Genomic DNA, 21,351 nt, shown 5'->3' with positions numbered 1-21,351 from the left:
TTTTTATTTAGGTTTTAACGTCTTGGAAGCGGAATATACTGAGATTGTGTATTCTGTGCTTTTCGCTCACCTACCGTTACCACATAGTTTTGTTGTTTACCTTCTCTTTCAACCAGAACATTAATTTCGCTATTTGGTGCTTGCAAAGCGACATAATTAATTAAATGAGAAGCTGAAGTGATCGGCTCATTATTCACCTGAACAATTTTATCGCCAACTTTAATTCCTGCAGCATCTGCCGGACCATTTTTTAAGACATCAGCAACCACTACACCTACTTGCTGCTTAGGTGCCAATACATCGTCTTGTATAGGTGGAAGTAAACTAATACCCAACCAACCACGAACAACACGACCATCTTTTAAAATCGAGTTTAATACTTGCTGACAAACCTTTGCCGGAATCGCGAAGCCAATACCTAAAGAGCCACCCGATTGTGAGAAAATCGCCGTATTTACACCAATCAAGTTACCAGCCACATCGATTAATGCGCCACCTGAGTTACCTGGGTTAATTGCAGCATCAGTTTGGATAAAGTCTTCATAGGTATTAATACCTAAATCAGAGCGACCGGTTGCTGAAATAATCCCTTGAGTTACAGTTTGCCCTACGCCAAATGGGTTACCAATTGCTAAAACAACATCACCAACTTCATTACCACTGAGCTTAAAAGGCAATACTGGCAATTTATCTAAATCGATTTTAATAACCGCCAAATCCGTATCAGGGTCGGTACCAACAATTGTAGCTTCTGCTCGACGTCCATCATGTAATGCCACCACAATCTGGTCAGCTTGAGCAATCACATGATTATTGGTGAGAATATAACCATCGGCGCGAACAATAACCCCTGAACCTAAACTATTTTCATTTTGCTGTTGTTGCTCAGGAACCTGATTTCCAAAAAATTCACGGAATACCGGATCACTTAATAAAGGATGATTTTGTTTAACTTTCTGGGTCGTAAAAATATTAACTACTGCTGGTGCTGCAACTTTTACCGCAGCACTATAAGACACCACCCCGCCCGTTCGAGAAGTATCAACCAGTGGCTCAACTTTCTCAGCTGGCATTTGCACCCCATCAACTGCAACAGTTGGTTTCGGCTGATGGTATTTTTGCCATGCAATAAAACTGGCAATTACAATAATAAGTAACACCCAAGGTAACCATGTAAAGGTGCGGCGCACGTTCATATCCTCTACGCAAAGAAGTTTTTAATTAAATTAATATATTGAACAAAAAGAGTTTTCAGTTAAGCATTTTAAATTAAATATGTCGATATACATAAAAAAGTCAAAAAAGATTTGTCTAGCTTTAGTTACACAACAAAATATGTTTCTATAGCTTTAGCAACTTTTACTACTCAATTCAGGAAATATCATGGCAAATTTGCATGAAATTATTCAGTGGTGCGACCAAACCTTAAAAGCAGCAGAATTTAAAGATTACGCACCAAATGGCCTGCAAATTGAAGGTTCAACTGAAGTAAAACGTATTCTTTGTGCAGTAACTGCTTCTGAAGATGCAATTGATGCAGCCATTGCTCAGAATGCCGATCTCTTACTCGTACACCACGGTTATTTTTGGAAGGGCGAACCGTACCCAATTACTGGTATGCGAGGTAACCGTATAAAAAAACTTATTCAAAATAATATCTCATTAGTCGCTTACCATCTGCCTTTAGATGCACATCCGAGTTTAGGTAATAATATCGCTATTGCAGAAAAACTAAACTTACAAAATTTAGAACCACTTGATCTAACCGAGAAACATCCAATTGGTAATATCGGTTATTTAGAGCAAACGCTTTCTGTAGAGGAATTTAAAGCAAAACTACAAAACAGTTTTGATTTTAAAGTGATCCATTTACCGGCTGAAAAACAAAGTATTCAAAAAGTAGGCTTCTGTACAGGCGGTGCTCAAGATTTTATTGCTAAAGCTGCTTTACAAAGTTGCGATGCTTATATTTCAGGCGAAGTCAGTGAACGAACTTTTTATGAAGCAAAAGAATTAGGCGTTCATTATTTTGCCTGTGGTCACCATGCAACCGAACGTTATGGGGTTCAACGTTTAGCACAAGCAATTTCAAAGCAGTTTGCTATTGAAAGTGAATATTTTGAATTGAATAATCCGATTTAATTAAGTCTTTTTTTCAATCTGTGTTATGCGTATTAATTAGATCTTTATTGTGTATAGTTCTTTAAAAGGCTGCCCTATTGCATCCAGAATCATTTACAATAGAGCCACTTAATTGTATAACCCAGCAAATGCAAGGAATAGGAACATGACAACCATTACTTTACCTGCACTTCCATATGGCTATGATGATTTAGCGCCACATATCAGTAAAGAAACTTTAGAATACCATCACGATAAACACCACAATACCTATGTTGTTAACTTAAACAACTTAATCAAAGGTACTGACCTTGAAGGTAAAACTTTAGAAGAAATCATTAAAGCAACTGCTGGTGATGCATCTAAAGCTGGTATTTTCAACAATGCTGCTCAAGTTTGGAACCACACTTTCTACTGGAACAGCATGAAGCCAAACGGTGGTGGTAAGCCTACTGGCGCAATCGCTGCTAAAATTGACGAAGCTTTTGGTAGCTACGAAAAATTTGCAGAAGAATTTACTGCTGCTGCAACAACTCAATTCGGTTCAGGTTGGGCTTGGTTAGTTGCTGATGAAGTAAACGGTAAACTTTCTATTACTAAAACTTCTAATGCAGACACTCCACTTGCACATGGTCAAATTGCTGTATTAACAATTGACGTATGGGAACATGCTTACTACATCGATTTCCGTAACTTACGTCCTAAATACATCGCAACTTTCTTAGAAAACCTTGTGAACTGGGACTATGCAAATGCAAAACTTGCAGGCCAACCAGCTGGTGTAGAGAAATAATTTTATTTCTTTATAAAAAACCACCCTGTTTTGGGTGGTTTTTTTATTTTTAGTACAACAAAAGCATATTAATCAAGCAAACGATTCATTTTCTTTAATATTCTTATTGACGCTTTTAGATTTCATCCATAAAATGCGCATCAGATTCTCCAATAGCTCAGTCGGTAGAGCGACGGACTGTTAATCCGCAGGTCCCTGGTTCGAGCCCAGGTTGGAGAGCCATCTACTAATCTCCCATAGCTCAGTCGGTAGAGCGACGGACTGTTAATCCGCAGGTCCCTGGTTCGAGCCCAGGTGGGAGAGCCAAGATTCTAAAAGCCCACATTCATTGTGGGCTTTTTCTTTTCTAATCATTTAATATTTTTCTATTATTTTGAATAAAATCAATGTTTCGAATATTTTTAAACCAATCAGTTAGATATTCTCACTAATTCCATTATTAACCCTTGACCTCGCCCCCTTTCCTGCCTAAAATCCCTTTCCAGATTCTCCCATAGCTCAGTCGGTAGAGCGACGGACTGTTAATCCGCAGGTCCCTGGTTCGAGCCCAGGTGGGAGAGCCAAGATTCTTAAAAACCCACTCATCATGAGTGGGTTTTTACTTGTATGATGTCTTCACATGTTCGAATCGAGTCACTTATTTTTTATTATTTTAGGTTGCTTAAGCACCTGTATTTTTCTTCTTGTTTGTTTACGCCCTTATTTATTTCCAAAACAAAAGTTCTTCGCCCGTCCTGTTATTACTAATTTTGAAACTCAAATGTTTATACGCTTAAAACAGAGTTTCCCAAGTTATCATGTTCTAGCACAAGTGGCTTTTAGCGCATTAATAACCAGTAATGATTATAAGATTCGTAGTCAGTTCAACCGTAAAGTCACTGATTTTGTTTTGCTTGATGAAAACATGGAAGTAATAGCCATTATTGAGCTAGATGACCCTACTCACCTTGAGAAAGTAGAAGAAGATCGTCTTCGTGATCAAATGCTCATAGAGGCAGGTTATATCGTAAGACGCTATACAAGTATCCCGAGTGTACGCCAGCTACAAAAAGATATTTATTAAAAACTACTGTTATTTCTTGTCAGAATTGGCAGCTTCTTTCTCAGCTATTCTTTTTTCCATTTCTAAACGCTGCTGTTCATATTGTTTCTTATTCTGAGCATCACTTTTTGCAGCCAAAAAAAGTATTCCAATAATCAGAAAAGGAATAAGTAAACCTAATCCCATTAATAACCAAGGAACAGTTTTTTTTTCAACAGATTGCTGGCTCATAAGTTTTTCAAACTCAAATGGTATCGATTTCAGAATGCGTAACAATATAACAAAAAAGGGCCTTCTTTAAGACCCTTTTAATTTGAATATCTTAAATGCAAAAAATTATTGTGCTATTCCAGTACATTCAACATTCTTACTAGCATCTATTACTGATGGATCAAGCACTATATTTGTTTTAGCTGGCATCTTAGATTGAACAAATTGATAAATTTCAGCATTTCTACATACAATCGCTTGAGTATGAGCAGCCCCTAAAACAGGTACAAATGTCACATCAGTTCCCATTTTTTTAAGTCCCTCTTGTAAGGTATTAGTAACAGGATATGGTACAGCCATATCCGCAGTACCCTGTACAATCATGACTGGTGAATTGATTTTTTTAGTAGCTGGCTGATTATCTGCCAAGAACTTTTTCACAGTCGGGTTTTCTTGGAAATTACCAGCTAAACCGGGATAATCTAAAACTGTTTTACCGGCATTAGTAGCCAGGAAATCTCGAATATCATCCGCAAATTTATTATGCAAATCGGTTAAACATACACCATTTTCACCTGTAGTCCCCTCTGCGAACTCCGCTATACTTTGAGAACGTTGTTGGAAAATTTCACGATAATTAAATTTAGGCTCATACGCAGTAATACCTACGGTAGTATATGCGGCATATGCAAGAAGCTCAGCATATACTTCTACAGCCGTACCAACAGGTACAGTACCAGCCTGCTCTTTTTTAAGAATATCTTGAATTGCTTGTGGTGCAACTGTAGAAATAATATATCCGAGGCTTGAAGCTGGCGCTCCTGCAACCGCCCCTTTGTAATTAGCATCATTATTAGCAAATTCCGCTGTGCCTAATGAAGCATGTCCACCTTGAGACTGCCCAATCGACATCCATGCACCATTTAACTGATTACCATAATGATCTTTCGCTGCCTTAACAGCAGCTAATGCTGATTTAGCCTCACTTGATAGATTCAAATATGGATGCATTCCCCGGGTGCCCAATCCTTCATAATCTGGGGCAATCACGACATAACCAGCCGCCAACAATGTATCGGCTAAGATCTTAAACCGTGGATTAATTGTATTATTACTTGGTGCACAACTGTCCCCTACACCTACAGTTCCATGTTCCCACACTACTACTCGATAACCATCCTTAGGTTGAGTAACTTTAGGAAACATGACCAGTGCCGTTGCTTGAGCTGTTTTTCCTTGTACATTCTCCATGTTATAGGTCATCACTTTGATAGAGGCAGCACCACTTAAAGTATCTTGAGAATAGTTTTTTTCAGAGATGTACGTTTTATCAGGATTTACTCCAATGTAATCATCATCATCGTCATTACATGCTGTAAGAAATAATGCTGAAATTGATAATGTTATAGCTAAAGCAATTTTTGACCGTTTCATAGAATATCCTTTTTATGTGTTATTTATTCCGCATATTTTTCATGCACAAATATTAAGACATAAAAAAAGTGCTCTGCATAGAACACTTTTCAACCTCACGGTCATTTTTACTATATGAAATTTAAAAATATTCCTAGAAAAATGATTAATCCAACCCAACGATTGTGACGGAATGCCCAAAAACATACCTGAGGGTTGCGGTCTTTGGTTTTAATTGTTTGATATATAAAATCAAATGCTACTACAACTAAAGCAATAATGGCCCAAGGAAATAAGATATTTTCTAAATATAGCGCTGTACCAATCAAAACAAGACTTATTGCTTGTAAAAGCGCAATAATCTGCATGTCATATCGACCAAAAAGAATAGCTGTAGATTTCACACCAATCTTTAAATCATATTCGCGATCTGTAATTGCATATTGAGTGTCATAAGCCACTGTCCAAGCCAAATTACCAAAATAGAGCAACCAGCAAGTCAGATCCGGAGTTTTACCTACCGCAGTAAAGGCCATTGGAATTGACCATGAAAATGCTGCTCCTAAAAAAACTTGCGGTAAGTTGGTATAGCGTTTCATAAATGGATAAATGAAAGCTAAAAATAATGCTCCAAATGACCAGTAGAAAGTTTCTATGGGTAAAAAGAACAACAAACATGCACTTGCTAAAACAAGACCCAAGAATACATATACTGCTTCTCTGGCTCGAATAACCCCTGTTGCTAACGGACGTGTTTTTGTACGCTCTACATGACCATCTACTTTACGATCAGCAAAGTCATTAATGGCACATCCAGCAGCGCGCATAAAAATGACGCCTAAAATCATGACGAATAAAATACCTAAATTCGGTATTCCTTTTGATGCAACCCAAAGTGCCCACATGGTTGGCCAAAACACCAGTTCAGTACCAATTGGCTTATCAAATCGGCATAGATAATAATAAGCTTCTAAACGCTGACGCCATGTTGTACCTGTTGCAGTCGTCATAGTAATTCCTTGTCGTGCTGCTGATATAAAAAAGCTTCAAAAGCCGGTAAGAATGTTTCTTGAACAATAAATTTACATCCATGCCAAGTATAGCAACTTTGTCGCGTCCAGCCTTCTGGTAAACGAATAACCCGGCGATCACAAAGTGGTGTTGTTCTTTGAAATAAAAAAAGACCTATCGGCTTAGAACCAATATGCTGAAATATACGGGCTTTTTTTTGTAAACTTTGAATGGGAAAAATACTTTTTGCTTTCACCCACGGCTCTACATCACTGCCATATAAATAGGTTTCCCTTACCCAAGAAGTGTGGGTATGAGGCATGTTCATCCATTGACTATCGGCAAAAGTTAAACGCTGGAAATGTTCTTTGAAAGGCTTTACGCTGAACTTCCCCCCACCCAGCTCAGTGAGTTGTTGTGTCAGAGAACCAGACGCATACAACCATGTTTTCAATTCAGGATTTAAAGTCTTTTCCTGCTTAAGTACTGGTTGTCGTTTACGCATAATCTGCTCACATGAAAACTCGCACCTAGTTTACCCCAATTTTTTGATAAAAAACGTAGAGAATTCAATCAACATTCCAAGCAATAAAAAAGCCTGCATAAGCAGGCTTTTTTATGAAGTATGTATTACAGGCTATAGTACATATCGAATTCAACTGGGTGAGTAGTCGTGTTAAGACGACGTACATCTTCAGTTTTAAGTTCGATGTATGCATCAAGCATTTCTTTAGTGAACACGCCGCCTTTTAACAAGAATTCGTGATCTGCTTGAAGTGCTTCAAGAGCCATATCTAGGCTATGAGCAACTGTTGGGATTTTTGCTTCTTCTTCTGGAGGAAGATCGTACAAGTTTTTGTCAGCAGCTTCGCCCGGATGGATCTTGTTTTGGATACCGTCGATACCAGCCATTAATAACGCAGCGAAACCTAAGTACGGGTTCATCATTGGGTCTGGGAAACGAGCTTCGATACGTTTGCCTTTAGGGTTAGAAACGTAAGGAATACGGATAGACGCAGAACGGTTACGCGCTGAGTAAGCAAGCATAATTGGTGCTTCGAAGTGAGGAACCAAACGCTTGTATGAGTTTGTAGATGGGTTTGTGATTGCATTCAATGCACGAGCGTGCTTGATGATACCACCGATGAAGTACAACGCCATTTCTGAAAGGCCTGCATATTCATCACCAGCAAACAAGTTCTTGCCATCTTTAGAGATAGACATGTGAACGTGCATACCAGAACCGTTATCACCTACCATTGGTTTAGGCATAAACGTAGCTGTTTTTGCATATTGATGTGCAACGTTCCAAACAGCATATTTGAACTGTTGAACTTCGTCAGCTTTACGTACAAGGGTATTGAAGCTCACACCAATTTCTAATTGGCAAGAAGCAACTTCGTGGTGGTGTACTTCTACACGACCTGGGCCCATGATGTCTTCAATTTTTGCACACATTTCTGCACGCATATCTTGTGCAGAGTCAACTGGAGGAACTGGGAAGTAACCACCTTTAACACGTGGACGGTGACCTGAGTTACCAGACTCGTAATCTTTACCAGTAGACCAAGCAGCTTCTTCAGCGATTAATGTATGACGAGCGCCAGACATATCGATGTCCCATTTCACTTCGTCAAATACAAAGAATTCTGGCTCTGGACCAAAGAATGCAGTATCACCGATACCTGTAGATTTTAAGTATTCTTCTGCACGGCGAGCAATCGAACGTGGGTCACGTTCATAACCTTGACCAGTTGAAGGTTCAATAACGTCACAAGTCACAACTACTGTTGGCTCAGCAAAGAACGGGTCGATGAAACCAGTTTCTGCATCCGGACGTAAAATCATGTCAGATGCTTCAATACCTTTCCAACCAGCGATTGAAGAACCATCGAACATTTTACCGTCTTCAAAAGTATCTTCATCAATAGAATCAGCTGGGTAAGTTACGTGCTGTTCTTTACCCTTAGTATCAGTAAAGCGAAAATCGACCCATTTTGCGCCACTTTCTTGTATGAGTTGAAGGACCTTGTTCGCCATGCTCATTTTGCTCCAATGAAATTTTGTTGCACTTGTTGAGTGCGTGTTAGTTGCTGGTATTTATTAAGCAATTCTCATACCAACTTTATAAGACTTACCTAAAACATTGAATTACTTATAAGTATTCATGATTTAGGCCCCTTGTCTTGAACCCATTATACTGTTTGCTTGTGTAAATGCACCATATTCACACATTTTCAAATTATGGCATATTTAAATAGCTCATTATTGCCCTAATTTAGTGCAAAATTGTTGCACTGATATAAACCGCTGCATCAATTTCTAACAGTCGTCCATGATCATAATACTTTCTTATATATAATGCTGAGATTCTTATCTGATTACTTGAAAATAATCACTCCTTTGACATCGATCTTCCCCAATGAGTTCCTTTGGTTTATTTCAGCAACTTAAATTTATGACTTAAACCATCAGTTAAATGCCTTCTGCTTTAGTTAAAATCTAATAATTATTTTTCATTTTTATGAATTTCTCTAAATAAACGCACTATTTAGTCGCTATTTAAGCAGTTAATAAGACCACATATAGTAGAGCTCACATTACTCAGCAAAAAATAAATTTTACTATTCATGTTCTTTTTCATTCACTTTTTTTATACAGGCCAAACTTGCTTTTATTATTAAAAAAAACTAAAAACTATATGCATAAATTTTTGTTATAAATAAACAAACCAAAAGTTATGTTTATAAAAAACTTAAAAGCATTCAAGGATTTGAATAATGAAATATGACTTTGAACAATCGGATAAAGCTTTTTTCGGCCATCCTAAACCATTACAAACGCTATTTTTTACAGAGCTTTGGGAAAGATTTTCTTATTATGGAATCCGGCCCTTACTCGTTCTTTATATGATTGCGATGGTCAATGACGGCGGTCTAGCACTTGATCGACCAACTGCCGCAGCGATTGTTGGATTATTTGCAGGCTCCATGTATTTAATGACCGTTTTTGGGGGGTGGGTTGCTGATAACTGGTTAGGCCAAGCACGTGCTGTCTGGTACGGTTCAATTATTATTGCCTTAGGTCACTTATCAATTGCCCTTACATCTGTATTTGATCAATCTTTCTTTTACTTAGGTTTAGTACTGATTGTTTTAGGTACCGGATTATTTAAAACATGTATTTCCGTGATCGTGGGAACACTATATAAAGCCAATGATGCAAGACGTGATGCAGGTTTTTCCATTTTCTATATGGGAATTAACATGGGGTCATTTATTGCCCCACTTATTACAGGGCTTTTGGCGAAAGACCATGGCTGGCATTTAGGCTTTGGTATTGGTGGCATTGGGATGTTAATTGCTTTATTAATTTTCCGTTTTATGGCAATGCCTCAGCTCCAAACATTTAATGAGCTACGCCAAGAAGCTAATAGCTGTAGCAAACCTGTTGTAGAAAATAAAAATGCGCCTAAAATTGTATTTAGCTTTTTATTCGCAGTTGCAGTCGTTATTGCGCTAACCTTCCTTGGTATCATTCACATCAATCCCGTCGCTGTCGCAACCTATTTAACCGTAGGTATTAGCATTGGGATTATTGCTTATTTTGCATATTTACTACTTTTCCTGAACTTAGAGCAACATGAAAAATTTAAAATAATTATTTGCTTCGTTTTATTAGCAGCCTCTGCCCTATTTTGGTCAGCTTTCGAGCAAAAACCCACGACTTTTACTTTATTTGCGCAAGATTATACGGACCGTATTGTTTTCGGATTTGAAATCCCAACTGTATGGTTTGAATCAATCAATGCTCTTTTTATTATTATCTTTGCTCCCGTTGCAGCTTGGCTATGGGCGAAGCTAGGTAAAGCGAATAAAGATCCAAGCTATATCAGCAAATTTATTATTGCGTTGTTATTCGCAGCAGGTGGCTTTTTACTTATGTCTCTAGCCAGTCATTTTGCTATTCATGGCGGAGTAGTTTCACCATTTTGGTTAGTCGGTACTTTATTTCTTCTTACCATAGGTGAACTTTGCTTAAGCCCAATTGGCTTATCAACCATGACCAAACTTGCACCTGATGTCATACGTAGTCAAATTATGGGTTTATGGTTTACAGGTACAGCTCTTGGCAACCTCATGGCAGGTTTAATTGGCGGGCAAGTCTCGGCAGATGGTATTAATCATTTACCTAGCCTATTTATGCGCTGTGTATTAGCCTTGGTTATTGGCGCAATCGTGTTATTTTTATTAAAGAAACCAATGAATAAATTAATGGACAAAAGTACCAACAAAGTTCAACCTGATTTGGAAACGATATGAACGACTTAACTGTTCCAGAAAAACTAGCGAAACTTCGAGAACTCATGACCAATCAAAGTATTGATGCTTTGGTTGTTATGAGTGCAGATCCCCATATGTCTGAATATTTACCAGACTATTGGAAAGCAAGGCAGTGGTTAAGCGGTTTTAGTGGCTCTGTTGGCACTTTAGTTGTGACCCAAAACTTTGCAGGACTCTGGGCCGATGGGCGCTATTGGGTACAAGCCGAACAACAACTCGCTGGAACTGGCTTTCAATTACAAAAACTGACCAGTGATGAATCTTCTACACATCTCGCATGGATTGAGAAAAATCTACCGGCGGGTTCGGTTATTTCAGTAAATGGGCAAACACTTTCAATCCAGCAATTTAAAGCGTTGGAAAATACAGCAAAGCAACGTGGCTTTAAGCTTGAAACACAGCAAGATTTAATCGGTTCGATCTGGTCTAATCGTCCAGAACTTCCTTTAGAGCAGATTCATTTAATGCCTGAAGGGTTAAATGCCCTATCTCGTAAAGAAAAAATTCAGGCAATACGCGAAACATTAAAAACTAAAGCGATTGAAGGACATTTCATTTCATCTTTAGATGATATTGCATGGGCCTTAAATGCACGTGGGCAAGATGTAGAATACAACCCTGTATTCCTTTCACATTTATATATCAGTACTCAACAGGCTGTTTTATTCATTGATAGCAACAAAGTCGATTCAACCACTCAACAGGCTTTTAAAGCTGATGGCATTGAGATTCGTGACTATCAAGATTCAGCTCAGTTTTTAGCAAATATTTCTAATGCATCTGTGCTGTTAGATCCAGCCAAAGTATCGATTTTTCATGAGCAAGCTATCGCAAAAGATATTCAGGTTGTCTACGACATCAACCCAAGTACACTTTTTAAATCGCGTAAGCATGAAAGTGAAATAGCTCATATCCGTCATGCCATGGTGAAAGATGGTGTTGCCCTTTGCCATTTCTTCCACTGGTTAGAAAAAGCACTTCATCAAAGTCAACGCATTTCAGAACTCACCATTGATGAAAAGATTACAGCCTTCCGTGCTCAACAAGAGGGTTTTATAGGCCCAAGCTTTTCAACAATTGCCGGCTTTAATGCCAATGGTGCTCTACCTCACTACCGTGCAACTGAAGAGCACTATTCATTTATCGAAGGCGATGGTTTATTGCTGATTGATTCTGGTGGACAATACGTAGAAGGCACTACCGACATTACCCGTGTTGTTCCTGCAGGAACACCAACAGAGCAACAAAAACGTGACTATACTCTGGTTTTAAAATGTCATATTGCTTTGGCAAAAACGATTTATCCAGAAGGTTTAGCTGCCCCACTACTCGATTCAATTTGTCGCCATACGTTATGGCAATATGGTTTAGATTATCGTCACGGTACAGGTCATGGCGTAGGCTTTGCGCTTAACGTGCATGAAGGACCACAAGTGCTTTCTTATTACGCACCTATTCATGCCTATAGTAAGTTGCGTGAAGGTATGATTCTTTCTAACGAGCCGGGCTTATACCATGAGGGACAATACGGTATTCGTATTGAGAATCTGGTTGCAAACAGACTTCACTCAGGGTTTGAGAAAACCTACGGCGATTTCTTAGAGTTTGAAACGCTGACCCTTTGCCCGATTCATTTAGATTGTATCGTCGTTGACATGCTAACGGATGAAGAGAAAGACTGGTTAAATGGTTATCATCAAACTGTTCAAGAAAGACTGGCTGAACATTTATTTGGCGATGTTTTAGATTGGTTGATTTATAACACACGTAAGATTTAATCTTCTTTTTGATTAAGGCAGAATAGTTTTTTATTTACAATAGAAGCTTATTCTGCCTTATTTGTAGTTATCTATAATTTCAAAAACTCACTTCTTAAAGCCGTTTTTTCTGCAAATTTCTAACGAATGAAATAGTTAAACTGGTTACTTCTTTTTTTGCTATATTAGCCCATTAGAAAGCGACTTCTTATTTTTCAAACCTAAAAAGTCTTTTCTAAACAGTGAGTATGAATGTGAGTAATATTTCAACCACTCATTAAATATATTTTAATTATCATGAGGTTAAGTTCATCATGCTTCTAATGATCGAAAAGAAGTATTGAACAAATCTAAAAAAATCTAGCAAAATTTTAAAAATCACAAATTATTGAAAATTATTAAAAATACAAATCTAAGCAAATCTAAGCAAACTATGCAAAATCTCTAATCTTGAGTATCATTTTGAGTATGGCCCTAAAAATGATAATTGGATACTCAAGATTTCATGTTAAGTGACTCTAAAATTAGAAGTGCAAAACCAAAAGAAAAGCTTTATCGAATTGGTGATTCGGATGGTTTATGTATTGAAATTAAACCTAATGGAAAGAAGTATTGGCGCTATCGTTTCCAGTGGCTTAAAAAAACTCAAATGATGAGTTTAGGCGAGTACCCTATTGTGGGATTAGCCGAAGCTCGTACAAAAAGAGATGAAGCTAAATCTTTAGTAGCAAGCGGTATAAATCCAGTTGAAGAAAAAGAAAATCAAAAAAAAGCTAAATCTGATGAATATGAAAATAGAGTTCTCTTTAAACATGTTGCTGCAGAATATAAAGCTGAAAAACTAAAAAATCGTTCAGAAAGATATCAAGAAGCTTTTCAACGTGCTTTAGATAAAGATATTTTAAAAGTTATTGGTGATAAGGATATTAAAGAGGTTACCTCAGCAGACGTTTTGACAATTATGAAAAAGACGATTGCGCGAGTTAAGCGTCAAAAAAACCATGGTACTGGCGAAGTATCAGCAATCCAAAATCGTACTTTTATTGGTGGTGTAATGCGTTATGCAATCGCTACACTTAGAGCTGAGTATGACCCAACGTATGCAGTTAAAAACGTTGTTGAGCGTCCTGAAATAGAACATGCCAGACCAATGGAAAAACATGAAGCTGTGCAACTCAGGAATAAATTAAATAGTTATGGTGGATCTACTACAGTTAAAAATGCTGGTCTTGTAATGCTCTACTCAATGCTTAGGACTATCGAGATCCGTCGCATGAAATGGGAATATGTCGATTTTGAAGAAAGAACAATCACCTTTCCAAAAGAGATGATGAAAAAGAAACGTATTCATATCGTTCCTATGTCCGATCAAGTTTTTAATATTCTTCAAGAGCAACGCAATATTGTTGGAAATCGTGAATATGTTTTCCCAGCAATTTATCAAGATGGAATGCTCTCAGCTACTACATTGAACAAAATGCTTGATTATATTGGTTTGTCTGATGTAACAGCTCATGATTTTCGCGCTACAGCATCCACATTACTAAATGAAAAAGATTACGATGATAAATGGATTGAAAAACAACTAGCCCATGCGGATGGAAATAAAACCAGAGCTACATATAACCATGCAAAATATCTTGAAAGCAGACGAAAAATGCTACAAGACTGGGCTAATATCGTAGATAGTTGGGCTAATTAATAGGTGGTCTATGTGCGCTAATTATGAACCTATATCAAAAGACCGAGTACATCTACTAGATTTGCTTGAGCCGACATTTGAATATAAAAATGATGTTTATCCTGGTTACGACTGCCCTCTTATTTTTTCTAAATATGGCCATATAGAATGCAGATTTAACATCTGAAATTGTTATGTTTTATGCCTTGTTAGAATCTGTTTTAATCGACACAAATTCAAATGGCCTACTAAACAATCCTGCTTATTCGAGTATAGAAGCTTATAAAGAAACCTATTCAATTCTTAATGAAGCGATAACCTTAGGAAAAAAGATTACAAAAATTGAATAATAGGCCCTCCTTAAATAGCATTAGTGCTAATTTTCATATTTTGTGTAAGCAATATATCCTAAAGACAGTCAACAAAAAAATAGAAAGAATATTTTACAGTGGGTATCAGTAATGAACTAGGTCGTATTTGGTCATTGAGCCGAGATTGATTGAGTAGATTTTTTCCAGAGAGAAGAACTTTTATCAATAAAATTAATATTTTATTGATCATACCCTATTGGAAATAGATTAAAAAAATATAGAATACATTATTCAAAAAAATGAATTACTTAACATATCTTTTGAAATCACAACAATGGAGTTTTTCTTTTGAAAGAAATAATGCATAACGGTTACAAAGAATTTTTAGTGTCTTTTGATGAATTTAAGGAAGTTCTCAAACCTGAAAATAAAATGAAATTGGCAGAAAAAACTGGTTCAGCAAATCATAATTTCATTTACCGAGGACAATCAAATTCAACGCATGAATTAGTTCCATCTTTATATAGAAATGTATTTGCTCACTCAACTCTATCAAACTCATATAATGATCTGTGTTTTTTACAACTAACTTATTTAAAAACATTTGTTAAAGGGTGTGATATTAATGCAGTCTCAATTCCAAATGATTCTTATATTTTTAGAACTGAAACACTAAATGAGTGTCATGATAAAGTATTCTTGAACCCATCAAGTTGGCCACAGAGACAACTATTCGAGTTGCTAGCTTTTGCACAACATTATGGATATCCGACCGAGTTACTTGACTGGAGTTACAACCCTTTAGTTGCTATGTATTTTGCTGCTACAGGTGTGATCAATGGTAGTTCAAATTTAGAAGATAGCTTTTCAATATGGGTTATAGATACAGAAAAGAAAAATTTATTGAATAGTAGTGATAAATTAAATTTCGAAATAATAGATGTACCAAGGGCCCATAATATTAATATATCTTCTCAGGAAGGTTGTTTCACTCTAGTAAGACAAACATTAGATGCTAGAGCAAATCTCACACATCAAAGTTTTAAAATCACTGAGTTAAAATTAATTTCAGATTTAATGCATGAAAAACAAGTAAGTGGTCTTTTTAAATTTACTATCAAAAACTCAGAAGTCTTAAAAGTACTTGAATTCTGTGAAGATTATTCTATTAATGCTGCAAAACTTTTCCGAGGACCATATGGTGCAGCGAAGTATGCAACAGAGTCAATATCTGCCGCTAAATTTGCGAGTAAACATAATCTTCAAATCAGAGGTTGTATCCCTATTTGATAAGACAGAGCAATAAGATGTCATTATGAATGAAAGAGTTTATATATTGTTAGATGGGTATAAAAGCTGTGCACTCTATTATTAGAATGCACAGCAAATATAAGAATTATAGGGAAATTCGATTGTTAATCCAGCCATAAAAAAACTGTTCCTGACTAGGATTTCGCTCACAGATTTCGATGTAGCGCTGGCCTTGCATGATATTAAGAACACGCACCAGGACTTTTTCGCCGTCTTTTCCACGCTTGGCCAGATAAGTTTTGAGTGCACTAAGAGTTGCTGGACCATAAATTCCGTCAACTGTTAAATCTGGCCAACCTGCTTTACCTTGGTTATTAAGCAAGTTCAAAGCTCGTTGTAAAAGTGGTTTTGCAAAGCCGGTACCGCAATTCACACCAGTATCTAAAAGTTCTTCAGCTACAGCAGAGGAAATTGCATTAACCTGATCAAAACGTGGAGCAGTCCAATAGTTTTTGCGATAAATTGCTTTGGCCACATCCAGAGGTAAATCTCGCATACTACCTTTGAATCCATTTGCTCGAGCAACTGCTTCAGTAATTCCATACTTAGTTGCACCGCCGCGATCAGCTGGGTTATTTACATACCCGCCTTCACGCTTAATCAATTCATCAAGATATTGTTCAATGTTCATTTCACTTTCCTTTAGATAATAAAAAACCGGCCGAAGGCGGCATTAGCTGTTTTCAATGTCTTTTCTGGCTTTCTTAAACTCTTTAATCACTTCAACAATCGTTTTCCCTTCCTGTTTATCTATGAAATTAAAGATCCAACGGACTAAAGCCCAACCAGGTAAACCACAAACAAAGAAGAACCCACCAAGTGCAATCATCCCCCATACATCAGTAACCCATTCATGAAGCCCCCACTTCACAATAATGAATGAGCCACCAGCCAAACTTGATACAACCGTACAAATCAAGCCTACGGCCCACTCTTGTGGTGAGCGTGGCATACGCGTCATTAATACAACTGCTGCAACTAAAGCGACCGCTAAAGTCACCATGATTGCTGCACCATAAAATTTTAAAATTGCTGTTAAACCGCTTGTAGAAACTGGTTCCATGCCTTTTGCTCCAGAAGTAGGCAAAAAAAAGCACCCGATCGGGTGCTATGTAAAAATTTAAATTAACCTTCAGAAGTACTTTGAGTAATCTGATTTGTATAGTTCCAGACTGTGTTTTCCCATACATCTCGTGCAGCAACACGAATGTAATATGGAGTAGTTGGTTGTAGTCCTCCAAATGTAGTTGTTAAATCTGTGCCGGTCCACGTAGGCGGCATTTGTGTAGGATCAAAATTAGGAGTAGGACTTAGCCACACTGCATAATCTTTCAGGTCTGGTACTTCGCTCGGTACCCAATTCACTGTAATAGAATCTACCGTAGCAGCTGTATAAACATTTAGAAGTACTGGCGGTACCGGATTGCTAATACTTAATTCAGCAAAAGTACTAATCTGGTCGCCGTTCTTACTTGCTACACGTATTGTATAAGCTCGTCCTACTCCATCAGTCTTAGCTTCTTCTATCGAATAGCTATAATCCGTATTGGTTGTATCAACTTGACGAATCATAGCCCCATTAGACCAGACCTGAACACGATAGCCATCTGCACCAGTTGAGCTTTGCCATTGAACCTTGAAAGTGGTACCAACAAACGGTGATTGAAGGGAAAGACCTTTAACACCTGCTGGACGTCCACCAGATAATGTATAGCTATAAGCTGTTACCTCATCTAATGTTTGTTCTTTGCGCTCCAATCCATTAAAGCTAGTGAACTTCAAGAAGATCTGTTTACCTATAAGATTTTCACTAAATTCATACTCAAAAATAGCCCGATCAAGACGCACAAAAGGCTCACCAGCGTTATGAATCTGAGCATCGTCAAAACGCCCCCGCAAAACGTCACTTAAGGTATAAAGACCAGAACCGTTTAAGGTGGCCACTTGATAATTAAAATACTCGTCACCTACTTTACAAAGCGTTTGATCGGCTTGAGCATCTTGTAAGGTTCCACTGAAGATACGACTTGCTGTATTGAGCTCAACTTGCAAGGCTGTATCATCTGCATCAATCGCCGTAACCAATTGGCCATATCGTGCGGAACCGTAAATAGTACCGATCATTTCGTAAGTTGTATTATCAAGGCTGGCCCAAACGTTACACCCACCCCAATTAATCCCACCTGACACAGCTACCCATACTTGATTCTTTCCATCAGTTAAATCTAACGGAGGTTCAAAGATAGCTGGAGCATTCACATTACCCGGTTCTTCGTTACCGCCTTGATAACCATTAGATGCTTGTGAATCGTATTCAATGGCAGATCTTGAACCTACAGCAAGTTCCTCCGCCGTAATAGTTAATTCACCGAACTCATCTTCCTCAATACGTGTAATACGTACAGGAAATTGATTTAAGCCCAATGCTTCATCAGTAATGGTGACAATATCCATCGGCTCAAGCCGGCAGTACTTCCAACCCAAAGTAAACTCATATTCATTACGTACATAAAGCAATCTTTGTAAACGGAGCTGAGCAGCATGACGGGCTATTTTAGGTTCACAAAAATAATGGCTTTCTACTGGATCCTCTGTCCTTAAACCAAACATCTCAATATTTGCTTGGTCCTTGGCCTCAGTTGTTTCTGTGTTGTACTGGTTGTAGCGATTGATGTATTCAATCTGCACATGATTATAAGCATCCGTATCACGGCTGCGGCGAACTCGCACCGGCTCATCATCGCTAATAAAATCATCATCAGTTAAGTGATAAACCGGTGTGAGATCCGGAGTAAAAGTAACACCGTTTCCAGTAATTGCAGAATCGCCAAAAGAACGAATTTTTAAACCGTCTGGACTTGGTACCACAGCGCAATTTACAGCTTCGACAATCTCATTGATTGTTTCATACGCTGCTCGTTGCTCGGTAAATGCTGGACTAATTAAGAGATTGGCTGCACGGCAATAAGTACGAAACTCTTCTAAATCCGCCATGTTTAGATTAGGTGCTGCACCGTGCCGAGGATGTGTAATAAAGTCTTCAATCACATCAGCCGGATTAGCATCGTCAATAGTTTCTGACAATGTAATAGTACTGATCACTTCAAAGTTATGATTTGAAAGGCTGGCGCTATTTCCCATCTCATAATTAGCACATGCCACATAACCGAGATAAGGATAATTAATCGCCTGATCCGGATGCTTTGAAACTAACCAGCCCCAAGGCGGGTTATTGTTCCCATCGAATAATTCAAACTTTAACTGGTCGATTGGATCTAATGTTATAGAGCCTTCCTGCTTTGTGATGTACTGATCTTTATCAACCCATATCAAGCCAATCTTTTTAATCTGATTCTCACATAATCCCAACATGAGCGAAGCACTATAACTAAAAGTAGTGTTACTAGTTTTAGTGCTCCCCCCTTTGCCACCTGATTTCTCAACCGTAGTGTGAGGCGTAGCTAAGAAATCTCCGTACCAAAACATGTTGGCAGCAACTCGGGTTTTTCCATACACCAAAGGCTGACAAAGCCCGTAAGCTGATTGCTGGATTCGCATTGAGTTAATACGGGTATCAGTAGTACTAATCGTGGTACCGCCAAATAATCCACCCATTTATTTAAGCCTCTTCATACGAAAAAACCCGGCAATTCGCCGGGCTAAACTTCCTTTTGTTCCATCTTGGATAATCACTCCCTGATGGAGATAACTGTGAATGACCTGTGGCCATTCGATGACAATTGCACCATGACTGATGCACTTGCCAAATTGATATAAAACGATGTCACCCGGTTGTGGTGGTCCTTCTACAGGATCACATACACCTAAGATAAGCTCTAAATAGCGCTGCCCCATCTGATGCAGGTGCCAGTCTGGTGGGTATGGTCGCGGATCTAAATGGTCCATAAGCCCTACTTTTTCGTAGACCTCACAGATCAAAGTTCCGCAATCCACACCAACACCCTTAACACGGCCTTGGTGATGATATGGTGTGCCGAGCCACGTTAAAGCCTCTTGAACTGCTTCAATGTTTTTCATAAGTCACCAAAAAAATAAATAAATAAAAAAGCCCTAATCTCTTTAGATAGGGCTTACTAGAAATAAACTAGACTCTAATATGTGTTAAAGAATCTAATTTTAAAAATGCTTTTAATTAAGAGTGCTCCAAAAATCAAAAGGCCACCTGCAGCTAAAATTAAATTATCTGTGATCACTACTCCAATAAAAATCAGAATACATGAGAAAATTATAAATAAACAAAACACCAGTTTTGCTAACATTTAATTAACCTGCTGAACTACTTTCGTTTCAAATGTAGTTACCTTTTTACCAAGTTTAATAAACTTTTTCTCATAAACATGGTATGAAATATTTGCAGCAACAATAGTACCAACCACTGTAATGACTACACAAAAATATGGATCATCAATTACTTTATTGGTGGCAAAAAAAACAATTGGATGTAATAAATACACACCGTAAGTTGCCTCACCTAAATTTGCTAAAGAATTTGCAACAAATGTTGGAGGGTGTATGCATAGCTTGTAAAAACCTAAAGTAAGCGCAATTGCTGATGTGGCAAAAACAACTCTATTAAATCCTGTAACAATACTAATTTGATCGCCCTCTGCGGGATAAAGGCAAAAAACTGCTGTACTTAATATGATCAAGAAATTTGACATATAATTCATGTCAAAATTATGAAAATTATAGTAGAGAGCCAACCCACATGCGTATAAAAAGAAATTATTAAATGGATTTATATAAGTTTCCCACTGATCTTTTAGTGTTGAATTTGAATCTATTGCAAAAAAGCAAAATACATCCCAATTATTGTTAAAGCCAGTACTGCAAAGTTACCTAGATGCTTGCTTTTAGAATAAAGCATGATGAAAAATGGCGTGAAAGCATAATAAAACACCTCGTTTCCAATGCTCCATGCACCAGTATTAATGTACGCTTCTGGCGCAACAAATCCAAATAAGAGCGTAACATTTAGGAATATTTTATATAAATCTAGTTCACCTCTTAAATAATATGCTGCACATGATGCTAAAAAGATAGTTACCCAAAGTAATGGTAATAATCTAAATAGCCGCCTTACAAAGAAAACAATAGCTGTCTGAGAGTCCTTTATATAATTGTTATATACAATAGCCATACTTAATCCACTTAAAACAAAAAATATAGAAACTCCATAAATTCCTAAATTTCCTAATAAGCCTCCTGCTTCAGCGTGAAAAAATTTCCAACTTACTAAGTGATATATCATGATTGCGAAGGCCATTAACCCTCGCAACCAATCTAAACTTTCATATCTTTTCATAATAATTTATAAGGATTTTCGTAATAATCTTT

19 protein-coding genes, 3 tRNA genes and 1 pseudogene are annotated in these 21,351 nt (G+C 37.6%); 11 read left to right on the top strand and 12 right to left on the bottom strand.

All coding sequences use genetic code 11. The features are described 5' to 3' along the window. Positions 1-14: 14 nt before the first annotated feature. Positions 15-1,190 carry a S1C family serine protease gene (locus NQ782_RS00315; RefSeq protein WP_267581166.1) on the bottom strand — a complete coding sequence of 392 codons (1,176 nt, stop codon included), beginning with the start codon at positions 1,188-1,190 and terminating at the stop codon, positions 15-17. A 193-nt stretch (positions 1,191-1,383) separates the two neighbouring features. Here NQ782_RS00315 and NQ782_RS00310 point away from each other — a divergent pair, with 193 nt between their 5' ends. The 6 genes from NQ782_RS00310 (at position 1,384) to NQ782_RS00285 (ending at position 3,977) form a co-directional block, all read left to right on the top strand. Further along, positions 1,384-2,142 carry a Nif3-like dinuclear metal center hexameric protein gene (locus tag NQ782_RS00310; RefSeq protein WP_001284931.1) on the top strand — a complete coding sequence of 253 codons (759 nt, stop codon included), beginning with the start codon at positions 1,384-1,386 and terminating at the stop codon, positions 2,140-2,142. Positions 2,143-2,287: 145 nt separating this feature from the next. Beyond that, positions 2,288-2,914: a superoxide dismutase gene (locus NQ782_RS00305; RefSeq protein ID WP_000208082.1), complete on the top strand. Its 627-nt coding sequence runs from the start codon at positions 2,288-2,290 to the stop codon at positions 2,912-2,914. Positions 2,915-3,060: 146 nt separating this feature from the next. Further along, positions 3,061-3,136, top strand: a tRNA-Asn gene (locus NQ782_RS00300). Positions 3,137-3,144: 8 nt separating this feature from the next. Next, positions 3,145-3,220, top strand: a tRNA-Asn gene (locus tag NQ782_RS00295). A gap of 181 nt (positions 3,221-3,401) precedes the next feature. Next, positions 3,402-3,477 (top strand) — tRNA-Asn (locus NQ782_RS00290). 56 nt (positions 3,478-3,533) lie between these two features. Next, positions 3,534-3,977, top strand: coding sequence for a DUF2726 domain-containing protein (locus NQ782_RS00285; RefSeq protein ID WP_000464148.1), 444 nt, complete (start codon positions 3,534-3,536; stop codon positions 3,975-3,977). Positions 3,978-3,986: 9 nt separating this feature from the next. On the opposite strand, the gene NQ782_RS00280 is transcribed toward NQ782_RS00285, so the two are convergent. From NQ782_RS00280 to glnA, 5 genes are all read right to left on the bottom strand, one after another. Further along, positions 3,987-4,187 (bottom strand): hypothetical protein, encoded by a 201-nt coding sequence (locus NQ782_RS00280; RefSeq protein WP_057094362.1) that lies wholly within the window; start codon positions 4,185-4,187, stop codon positions 3,987-3,989. A gap of 105 nt (positions 4,188-4,292) precedes the next feature. Beyond that, the gene (locus NQ782_RS00275; RefSeq protein WP_000830583.1) at positions 4,293-5,600 is read right to left on the bottom strand and encodes a lipase family protein; all 1,308 of its coding nucleotides are present in this window, start codon (positions 5,598-5,600) and stop codon (positions 4,293-4,295) included. Between the two features lie 110 nt (positions 5,601-5,710). Then, on the bottom strand, positions 5,711-6,589 hold the full coding sequence (gene ubiA / locus NQ782_RS00270) for a 4-hydroxybenzoate octaprenyltransferase (RefSeq protein ID WP_057094364.1): 879 nt from the start codon (positions 6,587-6,589) through the stop codon (positions 5,711-5,713). Next, positions 6,586-7,095, bottom strand: coding sequence for a chorismate lyase (locus NQ782_RS00265; protein ID WP_001231791.1), 510 nt, complete (start codon positions 7,093-7,095; stop codon positions 6,586-6,588). The genes ubiA and NQ782_RS00265 overlap by 4 nt, the downstream gene beginning before the upstream one ends. Positions 7,096-7,220: 125 nt before the next feature. After that, a complete protein-coding gene (gene glnA, locus NQ782_RS00260; protein ID WP_000061267.1) occupies positions 7,221-8,636 on the bottom strand; it encodes a type I glutamate--ammonia ligase in 1,416 nt (471 codons plus the stop codon). A gap of 734 nt (positions 8,637-9,370) precedes the next feature. Between glnA and NQ782_RS00255 the strand changes: the two genes are divergently transcribed. The 5 genes and pseudogenes from NQ782_RS00255 to NQ782_RS00235 all read left to right on the top strand — a co-directional run bounded on the left by NQ782_RS00255 (position 9,371) and on the right by NQ782_RS00235 (position 15,972). Beyond that, positions 9,371-10,912, top strand: coding sequence for a peptide MFS transporter (locus NQ782_RS00255; RefSeq protein ID WP_000872622.1), 1,542 nt, complete (start codon positions 9,371-9,373; stop codon positions 10,910-10,912). Beyond that, positions 10,909-12,711 carry an aminopeptidase P family protein gene (locus tag NQ782_RS00250; protein WP_057093355.1) on the top strand — a complete coding sequence of 601 codons (1,803 nt, stop codon included), beginning with the start codon at positions 10,909-10,911 and terminating at the stop codon, positions 12,709-12,711. Before NQ782_RS00255 ends, NQ782_RS00250 begins: the two co-directional genes overlap by 4 nt. 484 nt (positions 12,712-13,195) lie before the next feature. Beyond that, positions 13,196-14,392 (top strand): integrase arm-type DNA-binding domain-containing protein, encoded by a 1,197-nt coding sequence (locus tag NQ782_RS00245; protein ID WP_000947609.1) that lies wholly within the window; start codon positions 13,196-13,198, stop codon positions 14,390-14,392. A gap of 10 nt (positions 14,393-14,402) precedes the next feature. Then, positions 14,403-14,546: pseudogene (locus NQ782_RS00240) on the top strand (SOS response-associated peptidase); the annotation flags it as partial. 484 nt (positions 14,547-15,030) lie between these two features. Beyond that, on the top strand, positions 15,031-15,972 hold the full coding sequence (locus NQ782_RS00235) for an FRG domain-containing protein (RefSeq protein ID WP_002119058.1): 942 nt from the start codon (positions 15,031-15,033) through the stop codon (positions 15,970-15,972). Positions 15,973-16,078: 106 nt separating this feature from the next. Here the strand turns inward: NQ782_RS00235 and NQ782_RS00230 are convergent, their stop codons facing one another. The 6 genes from NQ782_RS00230 to NQ782_RS00205 all read right to left on the bottom strand — a co-directional run bounded on the left by NQ782_RS00230 (position 16,079) and on the right by NQ782_RS00205 (position 21,319). After that, positions 16,079-16,624, bottom strand: a complete 546-nt coding sequence (locus NQ782_RS00230; protein ID WP_001019721.1) for a glycoside hydrolase family 108 protein — start codon at positions 16,622-16,624, stop codon at positions 16,079-16,081. A gap of 42 nt (positions 16,625-16,666) precedes the next feature. Continuing rightward, on the bottom strand, positions 16,667-17,056 hold the full coding sequence (locus tag NQ782_RS00225; RefSeq protein ID WP_000433918.1) for a hypothetical protein: 390 nt from the start codon (positions 17,054-17,056) through the stop codon (positions 16,667-16,669). A 62-nt stretch (positions 17,057-17,118) separates the two neighbouring features. After that, positions 17,119-19,608 carry a phage tail protein gene (locus NQ782_RS00220; RefSeq protein ID WP_267581165.1) on the bottom strand — a complete coding sequence of 830 codons (2,490 nt, stop codon included), beginning with the start codon at positions 19,606-19,608 and terminating at the stop codon, positions 17,119-17,121. Beyond that, complete coding sequence (locus tag NQ782_RS00215) at positions 19,609-20,031, bottom strand: C40 family peptidase (protein WP_267581164.1); 423 nt, start codon at positions 20,029-20,031, stop codon at positions 19,609-19,611. Between the two features lie 242 nt (positions 20,032-20,273). Continuing rightward, positions 20,274-20,675 (bottom strand): hypothetical protein, encoded by a 402-nt coding sequence (locus NQ782_RS00210; RefSeq protein WP_267581163.1) that lies wholly within the window; start codon positions 20,673-20,675, stop codon positions 20,274-20,276. 119 nt (positions 20,676-20,794) lie between these two features. Then, a complete protein-coding gene (locus NQ782_RS00205) occupies positions 20,795-21,319 on the bottom strand; it encodes an acyltransferase family protein (protein WP_346311316.1) in 525 nt (174 codons plus the stop codon). Between the last annotated feature and the right edge of the window lie 32 nt (positions 21,320-21,351).

Source organism: Acinetobacter sp. BD54 (genome assembly GCF_044778325.1).
Lineage (GTDB): Bacteria > Pseudomonadota > Gammaproteobacteria > Pseudomonadales > Moraxellaceae > Acinetobacter > Acinetobacter baumannii.
Note: the sequence above shows the minus strand (reverse complement) of the source record. Positions and strands in the feature narration are given on the sequence as shown.

Coding starts and splice junctions, on each gene's coding strand:
- NQ782_RS00210 (WP_267581163.1), bottom strand. CDS start 20,675: ATGTCAAATTTCTTGATCATATTAAGTACAGCAGTTTTTTGCCTTTAT.
- ubiA (WP_057094364.1), bottom strand. CDS start 6,589: ATGACGACTGCAACAGGTACAACATGGCGTCAGCGTTTAGAAGCTTAT.
- NQ782_RS00255 (WP_000872622.1), top strand. CDS start 9,371: ATGAAATATGACTTTGAACAATCGGATAAAGCTTTTTTCGGCCATCCT.
- NQ782_RS00285 (WP_000464148.1), top strand. CDS start 3,534: ATGTTCGAATCGAGTCACTTATTTTTTATTATTTTAGGTTGCTTAAGC.
- NQ782_RS00275 (WP_000830583.1), bottom strand. CDS start 5,600: ATGAAACGGTCAAAAATTGCTTTAGCTATAACATTATCAATTTCAGCA.
- NQ782_RS00305 (WP_000208082.1), top strand. CDS start 2,288: ATGACAACCATTACTTTACCTGCACTTCCATATGGCTATGATGATTTA.
- glnA (WP_000061267.1), bottom strand. CDS start 8,636: ATGAGCATGGCGAACAAGGTCCTTCAACTCATACAAGAAAGTGGCGCA.
- NQ782_RS00245 (WP_000947609.1), top strand. CDS start 13,196: ATGTTAAGTGACTCTAAAATTAGAAGTGCAAAACCAAAAGAAAAGCTT.
- NQ782_RS00265 (WP_001231791.1), bottom strand. CDS start 7,095: ATGCGTAAACGACAACCAGTACTTAAGCAGGAAAAGACTTTAAATCCT.
- NQ782_RS00250 (WP_057093355.1), top strand. CDS start 10,909: ATGAACGACTTAACTGTTCCAGAAAAACTAGCGAAACTTCGAGAACTC.
- NQ782_RS00205 (WP_346311316.1), bottom strand. CDS start 21,319: ATGAAAAGATATGAAAGTTTAGATTGGTTGCGAGGGTTAATGGCCTTC.
- NQ782_RS00225 (WP_000433918.1), bottom strand. CDS start 17,056: ATGGAACCAGTTTCTACAAGCGGTTTAACAGCAATTTTAAAATTTTAT.
- NQ782_RS00280 (WP_057094362.1), bottom strand. CDS start 4,187: ATGAGCCAGCAATCTGTTGAAAAAAAAACTGTTCCTTGGTTATTAATG.
- NQ782_RS00310 (WP_001284931.1), top strand. CDS start 1,384: ATGGCAAATTTGCATGAAATTATTCAGTGGTGCGACCAAACCTTAAAA.
- NQ782_RS00215 (WP_267581164.1), bottom strand. CDS start 20,031: ATGAAAAACATTGAAGCAGTTCAAGAGGCTTTAACGTGGCTCGGCACA.
- NQ782_RS00220 (WP_267581165.1), bottom strand. CDS start 19,608: ATGGGTGGATTATTTGGCGGTACCACGATTAGTACTACTGATACCCGT.
- NQ782_RS00230 (WP_001019721.1), bottom strand. CDS start 16,624: ATGAACATTGAACAATATCTTGATGAATTGATTAAGCGTGAAGGCGGG.